Origin of the sequence: Telluria aromaticivorans (genome assembly GCF_013003915.1) — a bacterium.
GTDB classification, from domain to species: domain Bacteria; phylum Pseudomonadota; class Gammaproteobacteria; order Burkholderiales; family Burkholderiaceae_D; genus Telluria; species Telluria aromaticivorans.
This window is the reverse complement of the sequence record NZ_JABAIV010000002.1, coordinates 676,267-693,458: the sequence shown is the minus strand read 5'-3', so window position 1 is coordinate 693,458 and position 17,192 is coordinate 676,267. Positions and strand designations below refer to the sequence as shown.

At 65.4% G+C, this 17,192-nt stretch carries 17 protein-coding genes and 2 tRNA genes; 8 read left to right on the top strand and 11 right to left on the bottom strand.

The genetic code is table 11. The features are described from left to right. Positions 1–23: 23 nt before the first annotated feature. Together HGB41_RS08440 and HGB41_RS08435 are read left to right on the top strand one after the other, a co-directional pair. Positions 24–356: a putative signal transducing protein gene (locus HGB41_RS08440; protein ID WP_171083075.1), complete on the top strand. Its 333-nt coding sequence runs from the start codon at positions 24–26 to the stop codon at positions 354–356. A 105-nt stretch (positions 357–461) separates the two neighbouring features. Further along, a complete protein-coding gene (locus tag HGB41_RS08435; protein ID WP_171083073.1) occupies positions 462–620 on the top strand; it encodes a hypothetical protein in 159 nt (52 codons plus the stop codon). A gap of 55 nt (positions 621–675) precedes the next feature. Here the strand turns inward: HGB41_RS08435 and HGB41_RS08430 are convergent. From HGB41_RS08430 to HGB41_RS08410, 5 genes are all read right to left on the bottom strand, one after another. After that, positions 676–752 (bottom strand) — tRNA-Met (locus HGB41_RS08430). Between the two features lie 72 nt (positions 753–824). After that, positions 825–901: transfer RNA gene (locus HGB41_RS08425), tRNA-Met, on the bottom strand. A gap of 81 nt (positions 902–982) precedes the next feature. Further along, entirely contained in the window at positions 983–1,939 is a 957-nt protein-coding gene (gene miaA, locus HGB41_RS08420; RefSeq protein WP_171083526.1) for a tRNA (adenosine(37)-N6)-dimethylallyltransferase MiaA, read from the bottom strand. Next, complete coding sequence (gene mutL / locus HGB41_RS08415; protein ID WP_171083072.1) at positions 1,939–3,861, bottom strand: DNA mismatch repair endonuclease MutL; 1,923 nt, start codon at positions 3,859–3,861, stop codon at positions 1,939–1,941. Before mutL ends, miaA begins: the two co-directional genes overlap by 1 nt. A gap of 27 nt (positions 3,862–3,888) precedes the next feature. Next, positions 3,889–4,842, bottom strand: coding sequence for a peptidylprolyl isomerase (locus HGB41_RS08410; protein WP_171083069.1), 954 nt, complete (start codon positions 4,840–4,842; stop codon positions 3,889–3,891). Positions 4,843–5,002: 160 nt separating this feature from the next. Here HGB41_RS08410 and HGB41_RS08405 point away from each other — a divergent pair, with 160 nt between their 5' ends. Together HGB41_RS08405 and HGB41_RS08400 are read left to right on the top strand one after the other, a co-directional pair. Then, positions 5,003–5,647 (top strand): VTT domain-containing protein, encoded by a 645-nt coding sequence (locus HGB41_RS08405; RefSeq protein WP_171083067.1) that lies wholly within the window; start codon positions 5,003–5,005, stop codon positions 5,645–5,647. A gap of 130 nt (positions 5,648–5,777) precedes the next feature. Continuing rightward, complete coding sequence (locus tag HGB41_RS08400) at positions 5,778–6,875, top strand: carbonic anhydrase (protein WP_171083065.1); 1,098 nt, start codon at positions 5,778–5,780, stop codon at positions 6,873–6,875. Positions 6,876–7,085: 210 nt separating this feature from the next. Here HGB41_RS08400 and HGB41_RS08395 read toward each other — a convergent pair whose 3' ends face one another. The 3 genes from HGB41_RS08395 to tsaE are packed head-to-tail and all read right to left on the bottom strand — an operon-like array spanning position 7,086 to position 9,785. Further along, positions 7,086–7,880 (bottom strand): aldose epimerase family protein, encoded by a 795-nt coding sequence (locus HGB41_RS08395; protein ID WP_171083063.1) that lies wholly within the window; start codon positions 7,878–7,880, stop codon positions 7,086–7,088. Between the two features lie 13 nt (positions 7,881–7,893). Further along, positions 7,894–9,336, bottom strand: coding sequence for an N-acetylmuramoyl-L-alanine amidase (locus HGB41_RS08390; protein WP_171083061.1), 1,443 nt, complete (start codon positions 9,334–9,336; stop codon positions 7,894–7,896). Beyond that, complete coding sequence (gene tsaE, locus HGB41_RS08385) at positions 9,303–9,785, bottom strand: tRNA (adenosine(37)-N6)-threonylcarbamoyltransferase complex ATPase subunit type 1 TsaE (RefSeq protein WP_171083058.1); 483 nt, start codon at positions 9,783–9,785, stop codon at positions 9,303–9,305. Before tsaE ends, HGB41_RS08390 begins: the two co-directional genes overlap by 34 nt. Positions 9,786–9,836: 51 nt before the next feature. Here tsaE and queG point away from each other — a divergent pair, with 51 nt between their 5' ends. Continuing rightward, a complete protein-coding gene (queG, locus tag HGB41_RS08380) occupies positions 9,837–10,931 on the top strand; it encodes a tRNA epoxyqueuosine(34) reductase QueG (RefSeq protein WP_171083056.1) in 1,095 nt (364 codons plus the stop codon). On the opposite strand, the gene HGB41_RS08375 is transcribed toward queG, so the two are convergent. From HGB41_RS08375 to HGB41_RS08365, 3 genes are all read right to left on the bottom strand, one after another. Next, on the bottom strand, positions 10,926–11,306 hold the full coding sequence (locus HGB41_RS08375) for a DUF3052 family protein (protein ID WP_171083054.1): 381 nt from the start codon (positions 11,304–11,306) through the stop codon (positions 10,926–10,928). The genes queG and HGB41_RS08375 overlap by 6 nt on opposite strands. A 282-nt stretch (positions 11,307–11,588) precedes the next feature. Beyond that, entirely contained in the window at positions 11,589–12,170 is a 582-nt protein-coding gene (locus HGB41_RS08370; protein ID WP_171083052.1) for a response regulator transcription factor, read from the bottom strand. 65 nt (positions 12,171–12,235) lie between these two features. After that, on the bottom strand, positions 12,236–14,251 hold the full coding sequence (locus tag HGB41_RS08365; RefSeq protein ID WP_171083050.1) for a two-component system sensor histidine kinase NtrB: 2,016 nt from the start codon (positions 14,249–14,251) through the stop codon (positions 12,236–12,238). Between the two features lie 134 nt (positions 14,252–14,385). Between HGB41_RS08365 and HGB41_RS08360 the strand changes: the two genes are divergently transcribed. The 3 genes from HGB41_RS08360 to xerD all read left to right on the top strand — a co-directional run bounded on the left by HGB41_RS08360 (position 14,386) and on the right by xerD (position 17,181). Next, entirely contained in the window at positions 14,386–15,384 is a 999-nt protein-coding gene (locus tag HGB41_RS08360) for a TRAP transporter substrate-binding protein (protein ID WP_171083524.1), read from the top strand. Between the two features lie 394 nt (positions 15,385–15,778). After that, the gene (locus HGB41_RS08355; RefSeq protein WP_171083048.1) at positions 15,779–16,303 is read left to right on the top strand and encodes a methylated-DNA--[protein]-cysteine S-methyltransferase; all 525 of its coding nucleotides are present in this window, start codon (positions 15,779–15,781) and stop codon (positions 16,301–16,303) included. Next, positions 16,276–17,181 carry a site-specific tyrosine recombinase XerD gene (gene xerD, locus HGB41_RS08350; RefSeq protein ID WP_171083046.1) on the top strand — a complete coding sequence of 302 codons (906 nt, stop codon included), beginning with the start codon at positions 16,276–16,278 and terminating at the stop codon, positions 17,179–17,181. Before HGB41_RS08355 ends, xerD begins: the two co-directional genes overlap by 28 nt. Positions 17,182–17,192 lie beyond the last annotated feature (11 nt).

Genomic DNA, 17,192 nt, shown 5'->3' with positions numbered 1-17,192 from the left:
GTGTCATCACCCAGGAGGCGCACATGGAAGCACCCGCATTGAATGCCTGGCTCGCGGCCAACCCGGACGCCGAGCAGATCCCGGGCCGCGACCTGTTCGTCATCGCCAAATACCTGATCCCGATGGAAGCCACGCTGGCGCAGGGCTGCCTGGTGGCGTCCGGGATCCCCGCCGTGCTGGCCGACGCGCACCTGATGCAGACCGACCTGCTGCTGGCGCCCGCGCTGGGCGGCGTGCGCATCCTGGTGCCGTCGGAATACCTGCAGCAGGCCGCGGAGGTGCTGGAGGGACTGGCGCGCGGGGACTATGCGCTGGATGAGGACATGCCTATCCAGGATTCGCCGGTCGACTGCTGAGTAGATCGCGGCCGTGCGTGAAGTGCTTAACGTATTAATATGAGGTGAAAGCGTAGGCTTTTGATCATGGGCCGGCAGTGATCAACCGTCGGAAGGAGAACGATCATGCCTCAGGGTGATAAGTCGTCCTATACGGACAAGCAAAAGCGGCAGGCCAAGCACATCGAGCAGGGCTACGAGAAGAAGGGTGTGTCGAAGGAAGAAGCCAAGCGGCGCGCCTGGGCCACCGAGAACAAGATCTCGGGCGGCGGCAAGAAGCACTGAAGTGAAGATCCAAAGAAAACGGCCCGGTTCGCGAGAACCGGGCCGACTCTTTTACTGGTGGTGATAGGTGGACTTGAACCACCGACCCCAGCATTATGAGTGCTGTGCTCTAACCAACTGAGCTATATCACCGAAACTGGTACATAAGGCGGTAAAACAAAATGGCTTGACCCTCAGCGAGCCAAGCCATCTGTGCGGAATTCTTGGTGGTGATAGGTGGACTTGAACCACCGACCCCAGCATTATGAGTGCTGTGCTCTAACCAACTGAGCTATATCACCGCAACGGCAGGCATTATCCAAGCTGGGGCGCGGCCTGTCAAGGCTGGACGCCGCATCGCAACAAAAATCTTGGAAGCGATGTCATTTTTCCAAGCTCTCAAGCTGCTCCAACATGGCCTGCGTTGGATCACTACCGAGGCAGTCTAACACGATCCGGTCCGGCATCGCGCGCAGCCAGGTGAGCTGGCGCTTGGCCAGCTGGCGGGTGGCGATGATACCCAGCTCGCGCAGCCCGGCGCGGTCGATCGTGCCGTCGAGGTAGTCCCAGGCCTGGCGGTAGCCGACGCAGCGCATCGACGGCAGCGTGGGCGTCAGGTCGCCGCGCGCGCGCAGGCGCGCCACTTCCGCCACCAGTCCTTCGTCGTCACGCTTGCCCAGCATTTGGTCGAAGCGCAGCGCGATCCGCTGGTGCAGCACCGCGCGGCTTGATGGCTCCAGCGCGAACGAGACCAGTTCGAAGGGCAGCTCGGGCTTCTCGCGCTTGCCCAGCAGTTCGGACATCGGCTTGCCGGTGAGCTCAATGATCTCGAGGGCGCGGTTGATGCGCTGGGCGTCGTTCGGCGCCAGCCGGTCGGCGGTGATGGGGTCGAGCGCGCGCAGCTTCGCGTGCATGCCGGGCCAGCCGATTCTGGAAGCTTCGAGCTCGATTGCCGCGCGCACCGCCGCATCGGCGGTCGGCAGGTCGTCCAGGCTGTCGGTGAGGCCCTTGAAATACATCATCGTGCCGCCCACCAGCAGCGGCAGGGCGCCGCGCGCGCTGATCTCGGCGACCAGGCGGAGGGTATCGGTCCTGAACTGCATGACCGAATAGCTCTCCAAGGGGTCGATGATGTCGATCAGGTGGTGCGGCACGCTCGCCAGTTCTTCGGCGGAGGGCTTGGCGGTGCCGATGTCCATCTCGCGGTAGACCAGCGCGGAATCGACAGAGATGATTTCCACGGGACGGGTGCGCGCGATCGCCAGTGCGGCCGCGGTCTTGCCCGACGCGGTCGGGCCCATGATGGCCACCGCCATCGGCTTGCTGCGGCTGGAACCCATCATTGACCGCGCAGGAACAGCTTGTCGAGCGCGTTGATCTCGAGCTGGACCCAGGTGGGGCGGCCGTGGTTGCACTGGTCGGAGCGTTCGGTGATTTCCATCTGGCGCAGCAGGGCGTTCATTTCCTGGATCGACAGCACGCGGTTGGCGCGCACCGCCGTGTGGCAGGCGAGGGTGCCGAGCAGCTCGTTGCGGCGCTCGATCAGCACCCGCGAACCGCCGTATTCGCGCACGTCGCGCAGCACGTCGCGCGCCAGTGTCTGGGCGTCGGCATTGCGCAGGATGGTCGGGACGGTGCGCACCGCCAGCGTGGTCGGCGACAGCGCGGCGATATCGAAGCCGAGGGTCTTCAGGGTCTCGGCGTGGTCTTGCGCGGTCGCCACCTCGACGGCGTCGGCGTAGAAGGTCACCGGGATCAGCATCTGCTGCACCTGCAGTTCCTCGCCTTCAGCGCGCGCGTCGAGCGCGTTCTTGATTTGTTCGTAGAGGATGCGCTCGTGGGCCGCGTGCATGTCCACCAGCACCAGGCCCTTGGTGTTTTGCGCCAGGATGTAGATGCCGTGCAGCTGGGCCAGTGCGAAGCCGAGGGGGAAATCCTCGTTTGTCAGCGGGCGATCGGAACTCGAAAGCGGTACGCCCACGGGCCCGGATGCGAACTGCACCCGCGTCGATTCGCCCGGGGAGAACAGCGCACCGTACGCTTCGGTACTCTGCGCCACGCCGCCGTTCGACGCCTGCGGACGTCCCTCGTCCCAGCGGCTGCCCGGCGCGAAGGGCGAGGGCGAGAAGGTCGAGGTCAGTTGGGAGCCGAAGGAAGTCTGCTCGTGCGGGCGCGGCGCCCATGCCGGCGTGCCGCTTGGCCGCATCGCCCCGAATTCGGCAGCGGACACCGGCGCCGGCGCGCTGCCGTGCGCGGTGGCCGACGTTTGCGCCAGCGTGCGCTGCACCGCGTGGAACACGAACTGGTGCACCGCTCGGCTGTCGCGGAAGCGCACTTCGATTTTCGACGGGTGGACGTTCACGTCGACCAGCGCCGGATCCAGGTCGAGCGACAGCACGTAGGACGGGAAGCGGTCGCCATGCAGCACGTCCTGGTAGGCCGCGCGCACCGCGTGTACCAAGAGCTTGTCGCGCACGTAGCGGCCGTTCACGTAGAAGAACTGGCCGTCGGCGCGCGCCTTCGAGGCGGTCGGCAGGCCGACGTAGCCGTACAGGCGTAATGGCCCGGCGCCTTCCTCCAGCTCCAGGCGCGCTTCGGCGAAGTCGTTGCCGAGGATCTGGGCGCTGCGCTTGGCCGCTTCGCTCACGTTCCAGTGGTCGATGGTGCGGCCGTTGTGCGTCAGGCTGAACGAGACGTCCGGGCGCGACAGCGCGATGCGGCGCACGATTTCCGCGCAATGGCCGTATTCGGTCTGCTCGGATTTCAGGAACTTGCGGCGCGCGGGCGTATTGAAATACAGGTCCTGCACGTCGATGGTGGTGCCGAAGGCGCCCGACGATGGAGCGACCGTGCCTTCGTGCGAGCCGACGATCTCAAAGGCATGCGCCGCGTTCGGCGTGCGCGAGGTGATGCGCACCGCGGCGACCGAGGCGATCGAGGCCAGCGCCTCGCCGCGAAAGCCCAGCGTGCCGACGTTCTCCAGGTCGTTCAGGGAAGCGATCTTCGAGGTGGCGTGGCGGGCCAGCGCCAGCGGCAGTTCCTCCGGGGCGATGCCGCGGCCGTTGTCGGTGATGGCGATGCGCTTGACGCCGCCTTCTTCCAGGCGCACGGTGATTTGCGTGGAGCCGGCATCGAGGGCGTTCTCGAGCAGCTCCTTGACCACCGCCGAGGGCCGCTCGACGACCTCGCCGGCGGCTATCTGGGAGATGAGCTGGTCAGGCAGCTGCTGGATCGGACGGGTTGTGGGGACGGGCGCGTTCATGTCCGGATTATATCCCGCCCCATGTACTTATTTCTGCTCGCGGACCGGGATCGGCGCACTGCACAGGTCGATCTTGCCGGCCGCGACCTTGGTCCACGGGCCGCCGCGGTTGCGCTGCGCGTCGACCGCCGCCTGGTAGGTGGCGCTCTCGGTGCGCATCACTTCAAACTTGCTGCGTTCGGCTTCCGGCACATCGGCCGCGATGCGTACCGCCTTGATCGGCATGCGCTGTTCCGGCTTCTCGTAGAAGCCCGAGGCGGCGGTGCCGCGCGGCTGCACCGACAGCAAGGGCATGCCCGAGACGATGCGTCCCACTACGGTGATGTTGCGGTCGAGCTGGCGCGGCGCGTGGCCGGTGACGGCATAGAGCTGCGAGCCGTTGCCGGTATCGGCTTCGGCATCGCGCGCCACGCCGACCATGGCCGGGCAGTGGACCAGCCAGGTGTTGCCCTTGGCCGGGTCGCGCGCGGCCGGGAAACCATTCACATGGCCGACCTGCGGCGCGTAGACGTCGCCATCCTTCAGGCGGGTGAAGGTTCCGGTGCCCTTGATGGGCACGGTGAACTCGGCCTTGACCGTCTTGGCGGCCTTGAACGGCTTCGGGTTCTCTTCGTCCGGGTCGCCCCACTGCACCACGAAGCCATCCTGCGAGCGGATGATGAACAGGCCGTCGAAGTAGTTTTCGCGCACCAGGGCGCGGATATTGGCGGCGGTCTTCGGCGCAAAGCTGGGGGCCAGTTCGAGGATCACGCGGCCGGTCGGCAGTTCCATGTACAGCGTGTTTTCCGGGTCGAGCGGGCGCCAGTCGGATGGCTTGGAGGCCTTGACCACGTCGGCCAGCGAGGGCTTGGGCGCCAGTTCCTTGGCCGCGGCCTTGGCGGCCGAAGTAGGGGCAAGAGCGGGGGCAGCATGGACGCTGGCGGCAGCCAGCAGCGCCAGCGCGGCCGTTGCCAGTGCGTGGGTGGTGAACGAAGCGGTCATCGGGTCTCCATTGCATTGTTTTGAGTGCAGCGATTGTAATCGGGAATATAGCCAAAACGTAAAGTCATGGACGGCGAAAACATCCTGCGGAGGACTGCGCAGGCCGGGCTGCCGGGGGGCAGAGCGGTGGTATGATTCGCCGCTACCTTTTAGGAAAATTATGGATCTGATGCAATTTTTCGACATGATTCTCCATGTCGATAAGACGCTGGGCACGCTGCTGGCCCAGTACGGAACCTACGTGTACATCGTGCTGTTCCTGATCGTGTTCTGCGAGACCGGCCTGGTGCTCCTGTTTTTCTTCCCCGGCGACACCTTGCTGTTCATTGCCGGCGCCTTCTGCGCCACCGGCCAGATGAGCTATCCGCTCTTGATGGCGCTGCTCATCATTGCGGCAATCACGGGCAATACCCTGAACTATTACATCGGGCAGGCCGTCGGCCACCGGGTGTTCACGCATAATTACCGCTGGATCAACAAGGATGCCTTGCAGAAGACCCACGACTTCTTCGAGAAGCATGGCGGCAAGACCATCATCCTGGCGCGCTTCGTGCCGGTGGTGCGCACCTTTGCGCCTTTCGTGGCCGGCGTGTCGGAAATGACCCATGCACGCTTCCAGATGTACAACGTCAGCGGTGCGGTGCTGTGGGTGGCCAGCCTGGTGACGGCCGGTTTGTTCTTCGGCAACATCCCGATCGTGCGCGACCACCTGACCGAAATCGTGCTGGTCGGCGTGTCGGCTGCAATCGTGCCACTGGCCATTGGCGGCCTGTACAAGTTCGGCCGTCGCGTGATGAGCAGATAATTAATCGATCGTTAAGCTCCATTGTCATCCTGCCAGCGCCCCGATATTTCGGGGCGTTGTTGCTTCTGCGTACTCAAGTTTCAGGGTCCAATTGCCGATAAGCATTAAGACAGCACACACCTGGAATCCCATGCGCCACCTTATCGCCCTGTTCGCTTGCAGCCTTGTCATGGCAACGGCAAGCGCGAGCGACCCCGCTCCGAAATCCGCGAAACCTGCGGTCGATGCCAAGTCGGCCACCGTCAAGGCTATCCTCGAAGGCAAGCCAACGGTCGCAGGCAAGCCCATGCTCAAGCCGGACCTGAAGGCCATGGCCGCCGCCGCCGATGCCGCCACCGCGGCCGCCAAGCCTGCCGCTGCGCCTGCGCCTTCCGCTGCCAGCGAAGACCAGGCCGAAGTCGACCTGTCGGTGCGCATCGCCGAGCGCCTGGCCGAACTGCGCGCGCAGCAGCAGGTGCGCGCCGCCAAGGCGGCAAGCGCCAAGCGGGCCGCGGACGCCCGGCGCCGCAAGGAAGCCGAAGCCGCGATTGCGGTTGCAGCCAAGCCGAAGAACGGCACCCACTGGAGCTATGAAGGCGAATACGGCCCGGCCAACTGGTCGAACATCAACACCGCCTGGGCCAGGTGCGGCACCGGCAACCGCCAGTCGCCGATCGACCTGCGCGACGGCATGAAGGTCGACCTGGAGCAGATCGCCTTCGACTACCATCCGAGTTCGTTCAGCGAAGTCGACAACGGCCACACCATCCAGGTGACGGTCGGCGGCGGCAACTTCCTCACGGTCGGCAACCAGGCCTACGAACTGCAGCAGTTCCACTTCCACCGCCCGTCGGAAGAGCGCATCAACGGCAAGGGCACCGAGATGGTGATCCACCTGGTGCACCGCAGCGTCGAAGGCAAGCTGCTGGTGCTGGCGGTGCTGCTCGAGCGTGGTAAGGCCAATTCGCTGATCCAGACTGTGTGGAACAACCTGCCGCTGGAGAAGAAGCAGTCGGTGTCGCCGTCGATCCTGCTCGACGTGAACGAGGCGCTGCCGGAAAAGCGCGAATACTTCACTTATATGGGTTCGCTGACCGAGCCGCCGTGTACCGAAGACGTGCTGTGGATCGTCATGAAGCAGCCGATGCAGGCGTCGCCGACGCAGATGGCGCTGTTCTCGCGGCTGTATCCGCTGAATGCAAGGCCGGTGCAGCAGAGTAATGGGCGGATGATTAAAGAGTCGAATTGAGGGTGTCGCTCAGCGCTGCCACTAACCCGTAGGGTGGGCAGGTTTTCCTGCCGACGCGGTGATAGTTAGCGCGGCAAAACCGCACCACGTCCGTGCTACCGCTGGTTGAACGCGTGGGCAAGGTAATTCAGGCCAATGGCCTGAATTACGAATTGCCCACCCTACGGTTCTCACCATTCAAGCGTGACTGGTATCGCCGAGCTTCGTCATTCAGCTGACCCGATACGTCCCCGTCCAAGCTTCCCCCGGCTCCAGCATGAACGGATCCAGCAAGGCCGGCTCGATGCACACGAAGCGCTTGTACTCGTCGTTCTCCATGTCCGACAGCGCCGCCGCATCCACCTGCCCCGGATTCCACACGACGGCATCCGTGAATCCGGTCTGCTCGATAACCATGCTTCCTTCGCTGGTCGCCATGGTCGCGCGCCCCGAGACGCCCGGGTAGATCTTGTCCAGCTTCTCAACCATCGAGATCTCGTCCGACGACACGCCTTCGATGCGCACCTCGCAGACGTCCGGCACCAGGTGATAGGTGTGCAGCGCCGCCGCGAAGGGGAAGGGCGCGGCGCCGAGGTTGCGCACGGTGAGCTCCATTGCCAGCGTGTTGTCGCGCACGGCCACGCGCAGGCAGAGCATGAACTGGTGCGGCCAGGCGTCGGCGATGGTGGTCGGCAGGTCGCCCAGCGCGAGGCCGAAGCTGGCCCAGGCCGCGCCATCTTCCAGGCCGCTGTCTTCCAGACGCCAGTTGGAGACGCGCGCGAAGCCGTGGCGCATGCCGCTGCCCTGTTCGGCGAACTGGGGAAAGATTACCGGCACGCCGCCGCGGATGGCGCGGCTAGCGTCCAGCGCCGACTTGGCGCTGCAGAACAGGCGTTCCTTGCCGTCCGCGCCCTTCCACGACACCAGGTGGGCGCCGTACAGCGTCACGGTGGCCTCGGCGCCGTCCGGCGCGCAGAGGCGGATCGCTGGCAGCTGCCCGACGGCGGTGTGGATGGCGAGGGTCATGGAAGGCTCCGTGTCAGGTGATGCGGCTCTTGGCCATGGGCGGATTATCGGCGAAATAGCGCTTGATGCCGTTCGTGATGGCCTCGGCGAGCTGGTTCTGGTAACCCTCGTCGCGGAGCTTGGCTTCTTCTTCGCGGTTCGAGATGAAGGCGGTTTCGACCAGGATCGACGGGATGTCCGGGGCTTTCAGCACCGCGAACCCGGCCTGCTCGACCGCGTTCTTGTGCAGCCGGTTGATGCTGCCGATCTCGCGCAGCACGGCCTTGCCGAGCTTCAGGCTGTCGTTGATCTGGGCCGTCGTCGACAGGTCGAACAGCACGCTGGCGAGCTGCTTGTCCTGGGTCGCGATATTGGTGCCGCCGATCAGGTCGGCCTTGTTCTGGTCGTTCGCCAGCCAGCGCGCCGCGCTCGAGCTGGCGCCTTTTTCGGACAGCACGAACACCGACGAGCCGCGCGCGGTGGGCGACACGAAGGCATCCGCATGGATCGACACGAACAGGTCGGCCTGCACCTTGCGCGCCTTTTGCACGCGCTGGCCGAGCGGCACGAAATAGTCGCCGTCGCGGGTGAGCATGACGCGGGTGTTCGGCAGCTGTTCCAGCTTGGCCTTCAGGCGCTTGGCGACCGACAGCACGATGTCCTTCTCATAGGCGCCGGTGGCGCCGATGGCGCCCGGATCTTCGCCGCCGTGGCCGGGGTCGAGCGCGATCGTCACCATGCGCACCACCTTCTGCGGCAGTTGCGCAGCCTTGGGGTGGGATCTAGCCGGGGCCGGGGTCGGCTGCACCGCCTGCGGCGGCGGGGTGCCGCCCAAGGCCGACATCTCGGCCTCGAGCTTGGCGATGGCGTCCGGCGCCGCTTCGGTCTGGGCCGGCGGGGAGGCCGGCAGTGGCGAAGACGGGTTGGCGCTGACGGCAGCGCTGGCGGTAGGGGCGGCGGGCGTACCGTCCACGGTCCACTCGCCTTTTTCGATCATGGCCGCGATCGGGTCGACCGGCTTGGTCGGGTACAGGTCGAAGATCAGGCGGTGCTGGTAGCCGGCCACCGGCTCCAGGGTGAACACCTGCGGCTTGACTTCTTCCTTCAGGTCGAACACCAGGCGCACCACGTTCGGCCGGTTCTGGCCGACGCGCACCTGCTTGATATAGGGGTCGTTCGCCTCGACCTTGGCGACCAGGCTTTTCAGGGTGCTGCTCAAGCCCAGGCCTTCGATGTCGACGACCAGCCGCGGCGGATCGGGCACCAGGAAATGCTCGGTCTTGAGGTTGCTGTCGTTTTCCAGCGTCACGCGGGTGTAGTCGGGCGCGGGCCAGACACGCACGGCCAGGATCTGGGCGGCGCTGGCGGGCAGCGGCGACATCACCGACAGCAGCAGCGTACCGCCGGCCTTGAGCAGGGTGCGGCGGCGTGGAGATCCGGGAGTCAGGACGGGGAGTAGGCGAGACGATTGAGGCATAGCAGGCCTGGTTGGGACAACGCCTTCAATTCTACCTCACGGCCGTGTCCCCTGACTTCCAGCAACACGCGTACGTCGGGTGGCGGCAACACGGGCTCGCCTTTTTCCGGCCATTCGACGATGCAGACGTTCTTGCCGTCGAAATCTTCGCGAAAACCCGCATCCAGGAATTCTTCCGGGCTCGACATCCGGTACAGGTCGTAATGGATCACGTTGACCGGCTCGCCGTCGACCGTCACGCGATAGGGTTCCGACAAGGTATAGGTCGGGCTCTTGACGGTACCGGTATGGCCGGCGGCCTGGATCAGGGCGCGGGTGAGGGCGGTCTTGCCGGCGCCGAGGTCGCCGTGCAGGTAGATCACCAGGCCGGGCTGGAGCGCGCGTGCCAAGGCCGCGCCCAGTGCGGCGGTGGCGGTTTCGTCGGGGAGGTAGGCTTTGAAAGACTGCATCGAATAAAATAGCGAGTTGAGCGCACACCGCGCCGTGTTGTTGATCCTGCCATGCCGACCACTTCCCCAGACCTGCCCGAACTCGCACGCGCCATCAAGGCCTGGGGCCTTGAGCTCGGTTTTGCCGACGTGCGCATCGCCGACATCGACCTGGCGCATGCGGAAGCCGGGCTGCAGGCCTGGCTGGATGCGGGCTGCCATGGCGAGATGGATTATATGGCAAGCCACGGCATGAAGCGTGCGCGCCCGGGCGAACTGGTGCCCGGCACGGTGCGCGCCATCGTGGCGCGCATGGATTATCTGCCGATGACCCGCGGCGAAGAGTGGCGTGGCGAAGAGGCCGCGCGCCAGCGCGAACCCGGCGCCGCCGTGGTCTCGGTGTATGCGCGGGGCCGCGACTACCACAAGGTGCTGCGCAACCGGCTGGCGGCGCTGGCCGAACGGGTGAAAACGGCGGTGGGCGAGCTGGGCTACCGCGTGTTCACCGACTCGGCGCCGGTGATGGAATTGCCCCTCGCCGAAAAAGCGGGCCTGGGCTGGCGCGGCAAGCACACCCTGCTGCTGTCGCGCGCGGCCGGCTCGACCTTCTTCATCGGCGAAATCCTGGTGGATATTCCGCTGCCCGTGGACCCGCCGACCGGCGCCCACTGCGGCGGCTGCCAGGCCTGTATCGAGGTCTGCCCGACCCAGGCCATCCTCGGCCCCGGCCGGCTCGATGCGCGGCGCTGCATTTCCTATCTCACCATTGAACTCAAGGGCAGCATCCCGGAAGAGCTGCGCCCGCTGATCGGCAACCGCATCTATGGTTGCGACGACTGCCAGCTCGTCTGTCCATGGAACAAGTTCGCGCAACGGGCGTCGTTGCCGGATTTCGACGAGCGCAACGGCCTGGGCGAATCCAGCCTGGTCGCGCTGTTCGCGTGGGAAGAAGAGGAATTCAACCGCCGCACCGAAGGCAGCCCGATCCGGCGCATCGGCCACGAGCGCTGGCTGCGCAACCTGGCGGTGGGACTGGGCAATGCAGCCGCCAGCCCGGCCGGCAAGGGCGACGCGGCCATCGTGGCCGCGCTGCATTCACGCGCCGCTCATCCGTCGGAACTGGTGCGCGAACACGTGGCCTGGGCGCTCAGCCGCCACGCTTCATAACTCGATGCGCTTCAGGCGCAGCGCCGACCAGTCAAGATCGATGGAAATCATCGCCACGCCGGTGATGCCGTTTTCCTTGGCATAGGCGTTGATCGAATCGCGGTTGATGTCGGTGGCCTTGGAGGCGGTCTGCTTGAGGTAGGCGATCCACAGCGAGCCCTTGTCGCCGAGGCGTTCCTTGGCGGCGGGCAGATACTGCTCGAGCTCCTTGCGGTTCAGGGCGAACAGCAGGATGACGTCGAAGGGGCCGTCGCCTTCCTTGATGAGTTCGGTGGGCAGCTGGGCCACCACGGTCGGATGAACCTGGCCGTTGATGACCTGGATCGACTTCGCCGTCTTCAAAAACATCTTGTCTGCAACTGTCTTTTCGCTCATGGCTATTCCTCGATGCAAGTGCGCTGCGGCAGGTAAGGCTGCGGCGCGTTCGCGTGCATTTTACAAGGCTTCGTTCAAATAGCCGGGACGCTTGGGATGCGTTTTCGGGAGGAAATAGAGAGTAGGAAGGTTCACTGGAATCCGTCGCCGGCCCGTAGGGTGGGCAGCGCAGGACAGTCCTGTGGACTGTCCTGCGCCCGCGCGTTCAACCAGTGCCCGAATATAATCACCGTTCGACGGAGCCACGACGGTTTGAACGCGCGGGCGGCGAAGCCGCCCGCGCTACTTGAGCAGGCCCGCCAGCTCCACCGCCGTCTTCACCTGCATCTTGTCAAAAATATGCGCCCGGTGCACTTCCACCGTACGCATGCTGATCCCGAGCTTGTCCGCCACGACCTTGTTCATCATCCCGGCCAGGATCAGGTCGAGCACTTCGCGCTCGCGCGCCGACAGCGTGGCCAAACGCGCCTGCACCACGGCCGCCGCAGCCGCCTTGCGCGATGCGGCCATGGCTTCTTCCACCCGGTCCATCAGCACATTGTCGTTGAACGGTTTCTCGAAGAAGTCGAAGGCGCCGCGCTTGAGGGAATCCACCGCCATCGGCACGTCGCCGTGGCCGGTCAGGAAAATCACCGGCAGGCGCGCAATCAGGCCAAGTTTTGACAACTGGTCAAAAACCGCGATGCCGTTCATGCCGGGCATGCGCACGTCGAGCAGCACGCAGTCGCCCTCGAGACCGGGCGCCTTGGCGGCGTCGAGGAATTCCTCGCCGCTCGCATAGCCGCGCGCCGGCAGGCCGCGCGACTGCGCCAGCCAGGCCAGTGCGTCGCGAATGACGTCTTCGTCGTCGACGATGTGCAGCATGTGGTGTCTCCTGGTCGGGCGTGGCCCTTGTTGTTGTCATGGCGGCAAACGCCGCATGGCGGATTTTAGCCCAGCGCCCCGCCCGCCGCTTGCGCCGGCAATGCGAAGGTGAAGATGGTGCCGCCGCCCGGGTTCGGCGCATGGCTCAAGGTGCCGCCATGGAACTCGATCGCGGTGCGGCAGATCGACAGGCCCATGCCCATGCCTTCGGCCTTGGTCGAATAGAAGGGCGAGAACAGGCCGGCCGCCACTTCCGGCGCGATGCCGTGGCCGCGGTCGATCACCGACACCGTCACCTGCCCATCGGCCTGGGCCGCAGCAATGCGCAGCACGCGCATCTCTAGTCGCGTGTCCTGCATCGCCTCGATCGCATTGCGCGTCAGGTTGAGCAGCACCTGTTCCAGCAGCACGCGGTCGGCCAGCACCGGCGGCAATTGCGGGGCCTGCTCGATACGCAGCACGACATTGGCCTGGCGCGCCTGCAGCTCGACCAGCGCATGCACGCCGTCGATCACGCTGCGGATAGTCACCAGCTCGCGCCGCGGTTCGCGCTTCTTCACGAATTCATGCACGCTGCGGATGATCTGGCCGGCCCGCTGGGCCTGCTGGCGGGCCTGGTCCAGCGCATGCCTGAGCATGCCCGGATTGACCGGCTCGCCCGCCTGGGTGGAGCGCTCGAGCACGTTGAGCGCGCCGGCCGTATAGCTCGAAATCGCCGCCAGCGGCTGGTTCAGCTCGTGCGCCAGCATCGACGAGATCTCGCCCATGGTCGCCAGGCGCGCGCTGGCTTCGAGCTTTTCCTGCTGCTGGCGGTTGAGTTCTTCGGCGCGCTTGCGGTCGGTGATGTCCTGCACCGAACTCATCCAGCCCGACTGGCGGCCGTTGGCGTCCACCAGCGGCGCTTCGAACACCAGCACCGGCACCCGTACGCCATCCGGGCGCTGGAACACGGTCTCGAACTGGGGCGTGATATTCCCTGCGAGCACGCCGCGGAAGCGCTCCTCGTATTCGGCCATCACTTCCGGCGCCCAATAGGCCATGGGCGGCTTCTTGCCGACCAGTTCTTCTTGCGGCAGGCCGACGATCTCGCAGAAGGCGCGGTTCACATAAGTGACGCGGCCTTCCAGGTCGCGCGCCCGCAGGCCGGTGATCAGGGAGTTTTCCATCGCGGTGCGGAAGGCCATCTGCTGGCGCAGCGCGGCCTCGGCCGCCAGGGTGCGCGAGATGTGGCGCCACAGCGCCCCCAGGCTCAGCACCAGGCCGAGCGCCAGCACGATCACCGAGCCCACCAGCAAATTCGGCAGCAGTTGCGGCGCGCGTTTCACGCTGTCGGTGGACAGCACGACGAGTGCGCCCGGCAAGTCGAGCTCGCGCCGGTGCGTGTAGACGCCGCGTCCCGGGCCGCCGGCCGCGCGTCGGGCAACGGTGCGGTCCTCGCGGTCGAGCAGGCTAAGGGCATTGTCCTGGGCGAACCACCAGGGCACGGTTTCGTCGAGCAGCACCTGCAGGCTGTAGGTGGCGACCAGGCTGCCGGCCGGCTGGCCATCCGCATACAGCGGCAGGTAGAAATCGAGCAGACCCGGTGAGGTGGGCGTGGCGCCGTAGGGCTCGCTGTAGCGGGCGCGCCGGGTGGCGGCGGCCACGTCGGCCGCGAGCCGGGTCGGCGCGGGGAGTAGCGTGGACGGCTCCAGGCCGTGGCTGGCCCTCACCTTGCCATCGGGGCCGTACCAGACCACGCGCACCAGTTCGTGGCCGTTGTTGAACATCTGCTTGAAGCGCGCCTGCAGGGCAGTCGGTGAGGGCGGACGGTTGACCAGGTCGGCGCCGAGGTTGGTCAGCGCCTCTTCGCTGCGCGCCAGTTCGAAGCGCAGGGTCTGCTCGACCCACAGCGTGTCCGCGATCAATTGCTCTTGGCGCTCGGTGGCTTCCATCTGGCGCGCCTGCCATGGCAGCCAGATCAGCACCGCCAGGAACAGCAGCACCAGCAGCACCGGCACCAGCCAGCGCCACGAGCGTACGCGCTCGGTGGCCCTCGGCGCGGCGGGCGGCGGGAAGGGAGGCTGCTCAGGCTGCTTAATCATGGGGGAAAGTCTTCAAGGGCTCCGGCCTCCGTTACACTGTCGGGCGATTGTGGAAGTCCACGATGGCGGCCCAGGCCAAGGCCGCGCAGACTGGATGCATTCTAATGTCCTCACCAGGAAGAACCGACACCGTCATGTACATGAACGCCCTGGCTGCCGCGCTCCTCGCCGCACTTCTTGCCTGCGCCCATCCGTGCGCCCGGGCCCAGGCGCCGATCGTCATCAAGTTCAGCCACGTGGTCGCGCCCGATACGCCGAAAGGGCGGGCCGCCGAGCGCTTCAGGGCGCTGGCCGAGCAGCGCACGGAGGGCCGGGTGAAAGTCGAAGTCTACCCGAACAGCCAGCTCTACAGGGACCGCGAGGAGCTCGAAGCCCTGCAGCTCGGCGCGGTGCAGATGCTGGCGCCTTCGCTGGCCAAGTTCTCGCCGCTGGGCGTGAAGGAATTCGAAGCCTTCGACCTGCCGTATATCTTCCCATCCAAGAAGGCCTTGTACGCGGTGCTGGAAGGCCGTATCGGCCGCAACCTGCTGCGCAAGCTCGAGCCGAAAGGCATCACCGGCCTGGCCTATTGGGACAATGGTTTCAAGATCATGTCGGCCAACAAGCCGCTGCTGGAACCACGGGATTTCCGCGGCCTGCGCATGCGCATCCAGGCCTCGAAAGTACTGGACGCGCAGATGCGCGCCCTCGGTGCCCAGCCGCTGGCCCTGGCCTTTTCGGAAACCGCCCCGGCCCTGCGCGACGGCGTGGTGGAAGGCACCGAGAACACGCCCTCGAACATGTTTACCCAGCGTATGCACGAATCGCAGGCGCACCTGACGGTGTCGAACCACGGCTATCTCGGCTACGCCGTCATCGTCAACAAGAAGTTCTGGGACGGCTTGCCTCGTGACATCCGCTCGACCCTGGAGCGGGCGATGGTCGATGCCACTACCTACGAGAAAACCATCGCCCAGCGCACCAATGACGAGGCGCTGGAAGCGATCCGGCGCTCGGGCAAGACCACCATCCATACGCTGACCCCGGCGCAGGAGGCGGCCTGGCGCCGGGCGATGGCGCCGGTATACACGCAAATGGAAGGGCGGATCGGCAAGGACGTGGTCGGCGCGATCCGCCAGGAGGTGGCCCGCTGAGCGGCCTGCCATCGCGGCTGGATGACATGGATATGACACGCACGAAGCGAACGCTCATGCGAATTCTTCATAAGTAAAATAATTAAAGTAATGTGGCCAAAAAGATACGCCTGAGCAGAAAGCTTGCGTTATGATGGGGCCTTCACGCACTAGCTTGGTGCGTAGGCGTACAGAACACAGCAAGGTTTTGGGGAGTACTAAATAAAACACGGTCTTAGTACCGGAGACATTCGAGGAGACACACGTTTTACAGAAGCCGTTGGCACAGCTAAACGGCCGGAAACGTGATCCGAATTGGAGCGCACCCAGGGTGCGCTTTTTTTTGTCCCTATTTCCCCGCCTGCCGGGGCAAAAGGGGGTGGCCGGGGAGGAGTCCAGCGGTTAAGATGCGAGAATGAAAACAGACCAGGGAACCGCCTTGTTCAACGCCATCGTGCCGACCACCTTCGGCGCGATCGGCATCCGCACCCAGGACGGCCGCGTGCGCGAACTGGTCTACCTGCCGCCCTCGTTCGACGAGAAGGCCGCCGACAACGAAGTCGCAGCCCAGGCCGCAGGACAGGTGGCAAGCTACCTGCAGGATCCCGATTTCCGCTTCGACCTGCCGCTGTTCGAAGCCGGCACCGACTTCCAGCGCCGCGTCTGGAGCGAGATTTCCGCCATCCCGCGCGGCAACGTCAAGACCTATGGCCAGGTCGCCAAGCTGATCGGCTCGGCGCCGCGCGCCGTCGGCCAGGCCTGCGGCGCCAACTGGTTCCCCTTGATCATTCCCTGCCACCGCGTGACGGCGTCCGGCGGCCTGGGCGGCTTCTCGAACCAGGACGACGAAAACGGCTTCCACCTGTCGGTCAAGCGCTGGCTGCTGCAGCACGAAGGCGCCACCGCATCTCCATGGCAGCAGCAATCGATCTGGGACTGATCGACGAATTCTGCGACACGCTCTGGCTGGAACAGGGGCTGGCCAAGAATTCGCTCGATGCCTACCGCCGCGACCTGCGGCTGTTCGCCGGCTGGCTGGAAGCCAGGCGGCCGGAACGCGCCAGCCTGCTGGCCGTGGGGCCGGAAGACATCGCCGCCTATTTCGCCGAGCGCCACGCCGACACATTACCCAGTTCCGCCAACCGCCGCCTGTCGGTGCTCAAGCGCTTCTACGCCCTGGCCTTGCGCCGCAACCAGATTGCGATCGATCCCTGCCTGCAGATGGCCTCGGCCAAGCAGCCGTTGCGCTTCGTCCATACCCTGAGCGAAAGCCAGGTCGAAGCGCTGCTGGCCGCGCCCGACGTGGCGACGCCACTAGGCCTGCGCGAACGCACGATGCTCGAACTGATGTATGCGAGCGGACTGCGGGTATCGGAACTGGTGGCCCTGAAACTGGTCGAAGTCAGCCTGAACGACGGCGTGCTGCGCGTCACCGGCAAGGGCAGCAAGACCCGGCTGGTGCCCTTCGGCCAGGAAGCCCGGGTCTGGATGGAGCGCTACCTGAAGGATGCCCGCGGTATCATCCTGAACGGCCAGGTGGATGACGCGCTGTTCGTGACTGGCCGTGGGGGACCGATGACGCGCCAGATGTTCTGGATCCTGGTCAAGAAGCACGCCCTCAAGGCCGGGATCAAGGGGCCGCTGTCGCCCCACACGCTGCGCCATGCGTTCGCCACCCATCTGCTGAACCACGGCGCCGACCTGCGGGTAGTGCAACTGCTGCTGGGACACGCCGATATTTCGACCACACAGATCTATACGCATGTTGCGCGCGAGCGCCTCAAGCACCTGCATGCCCAGCATCATCCAAGGGGTTAAATTAAGCCGGG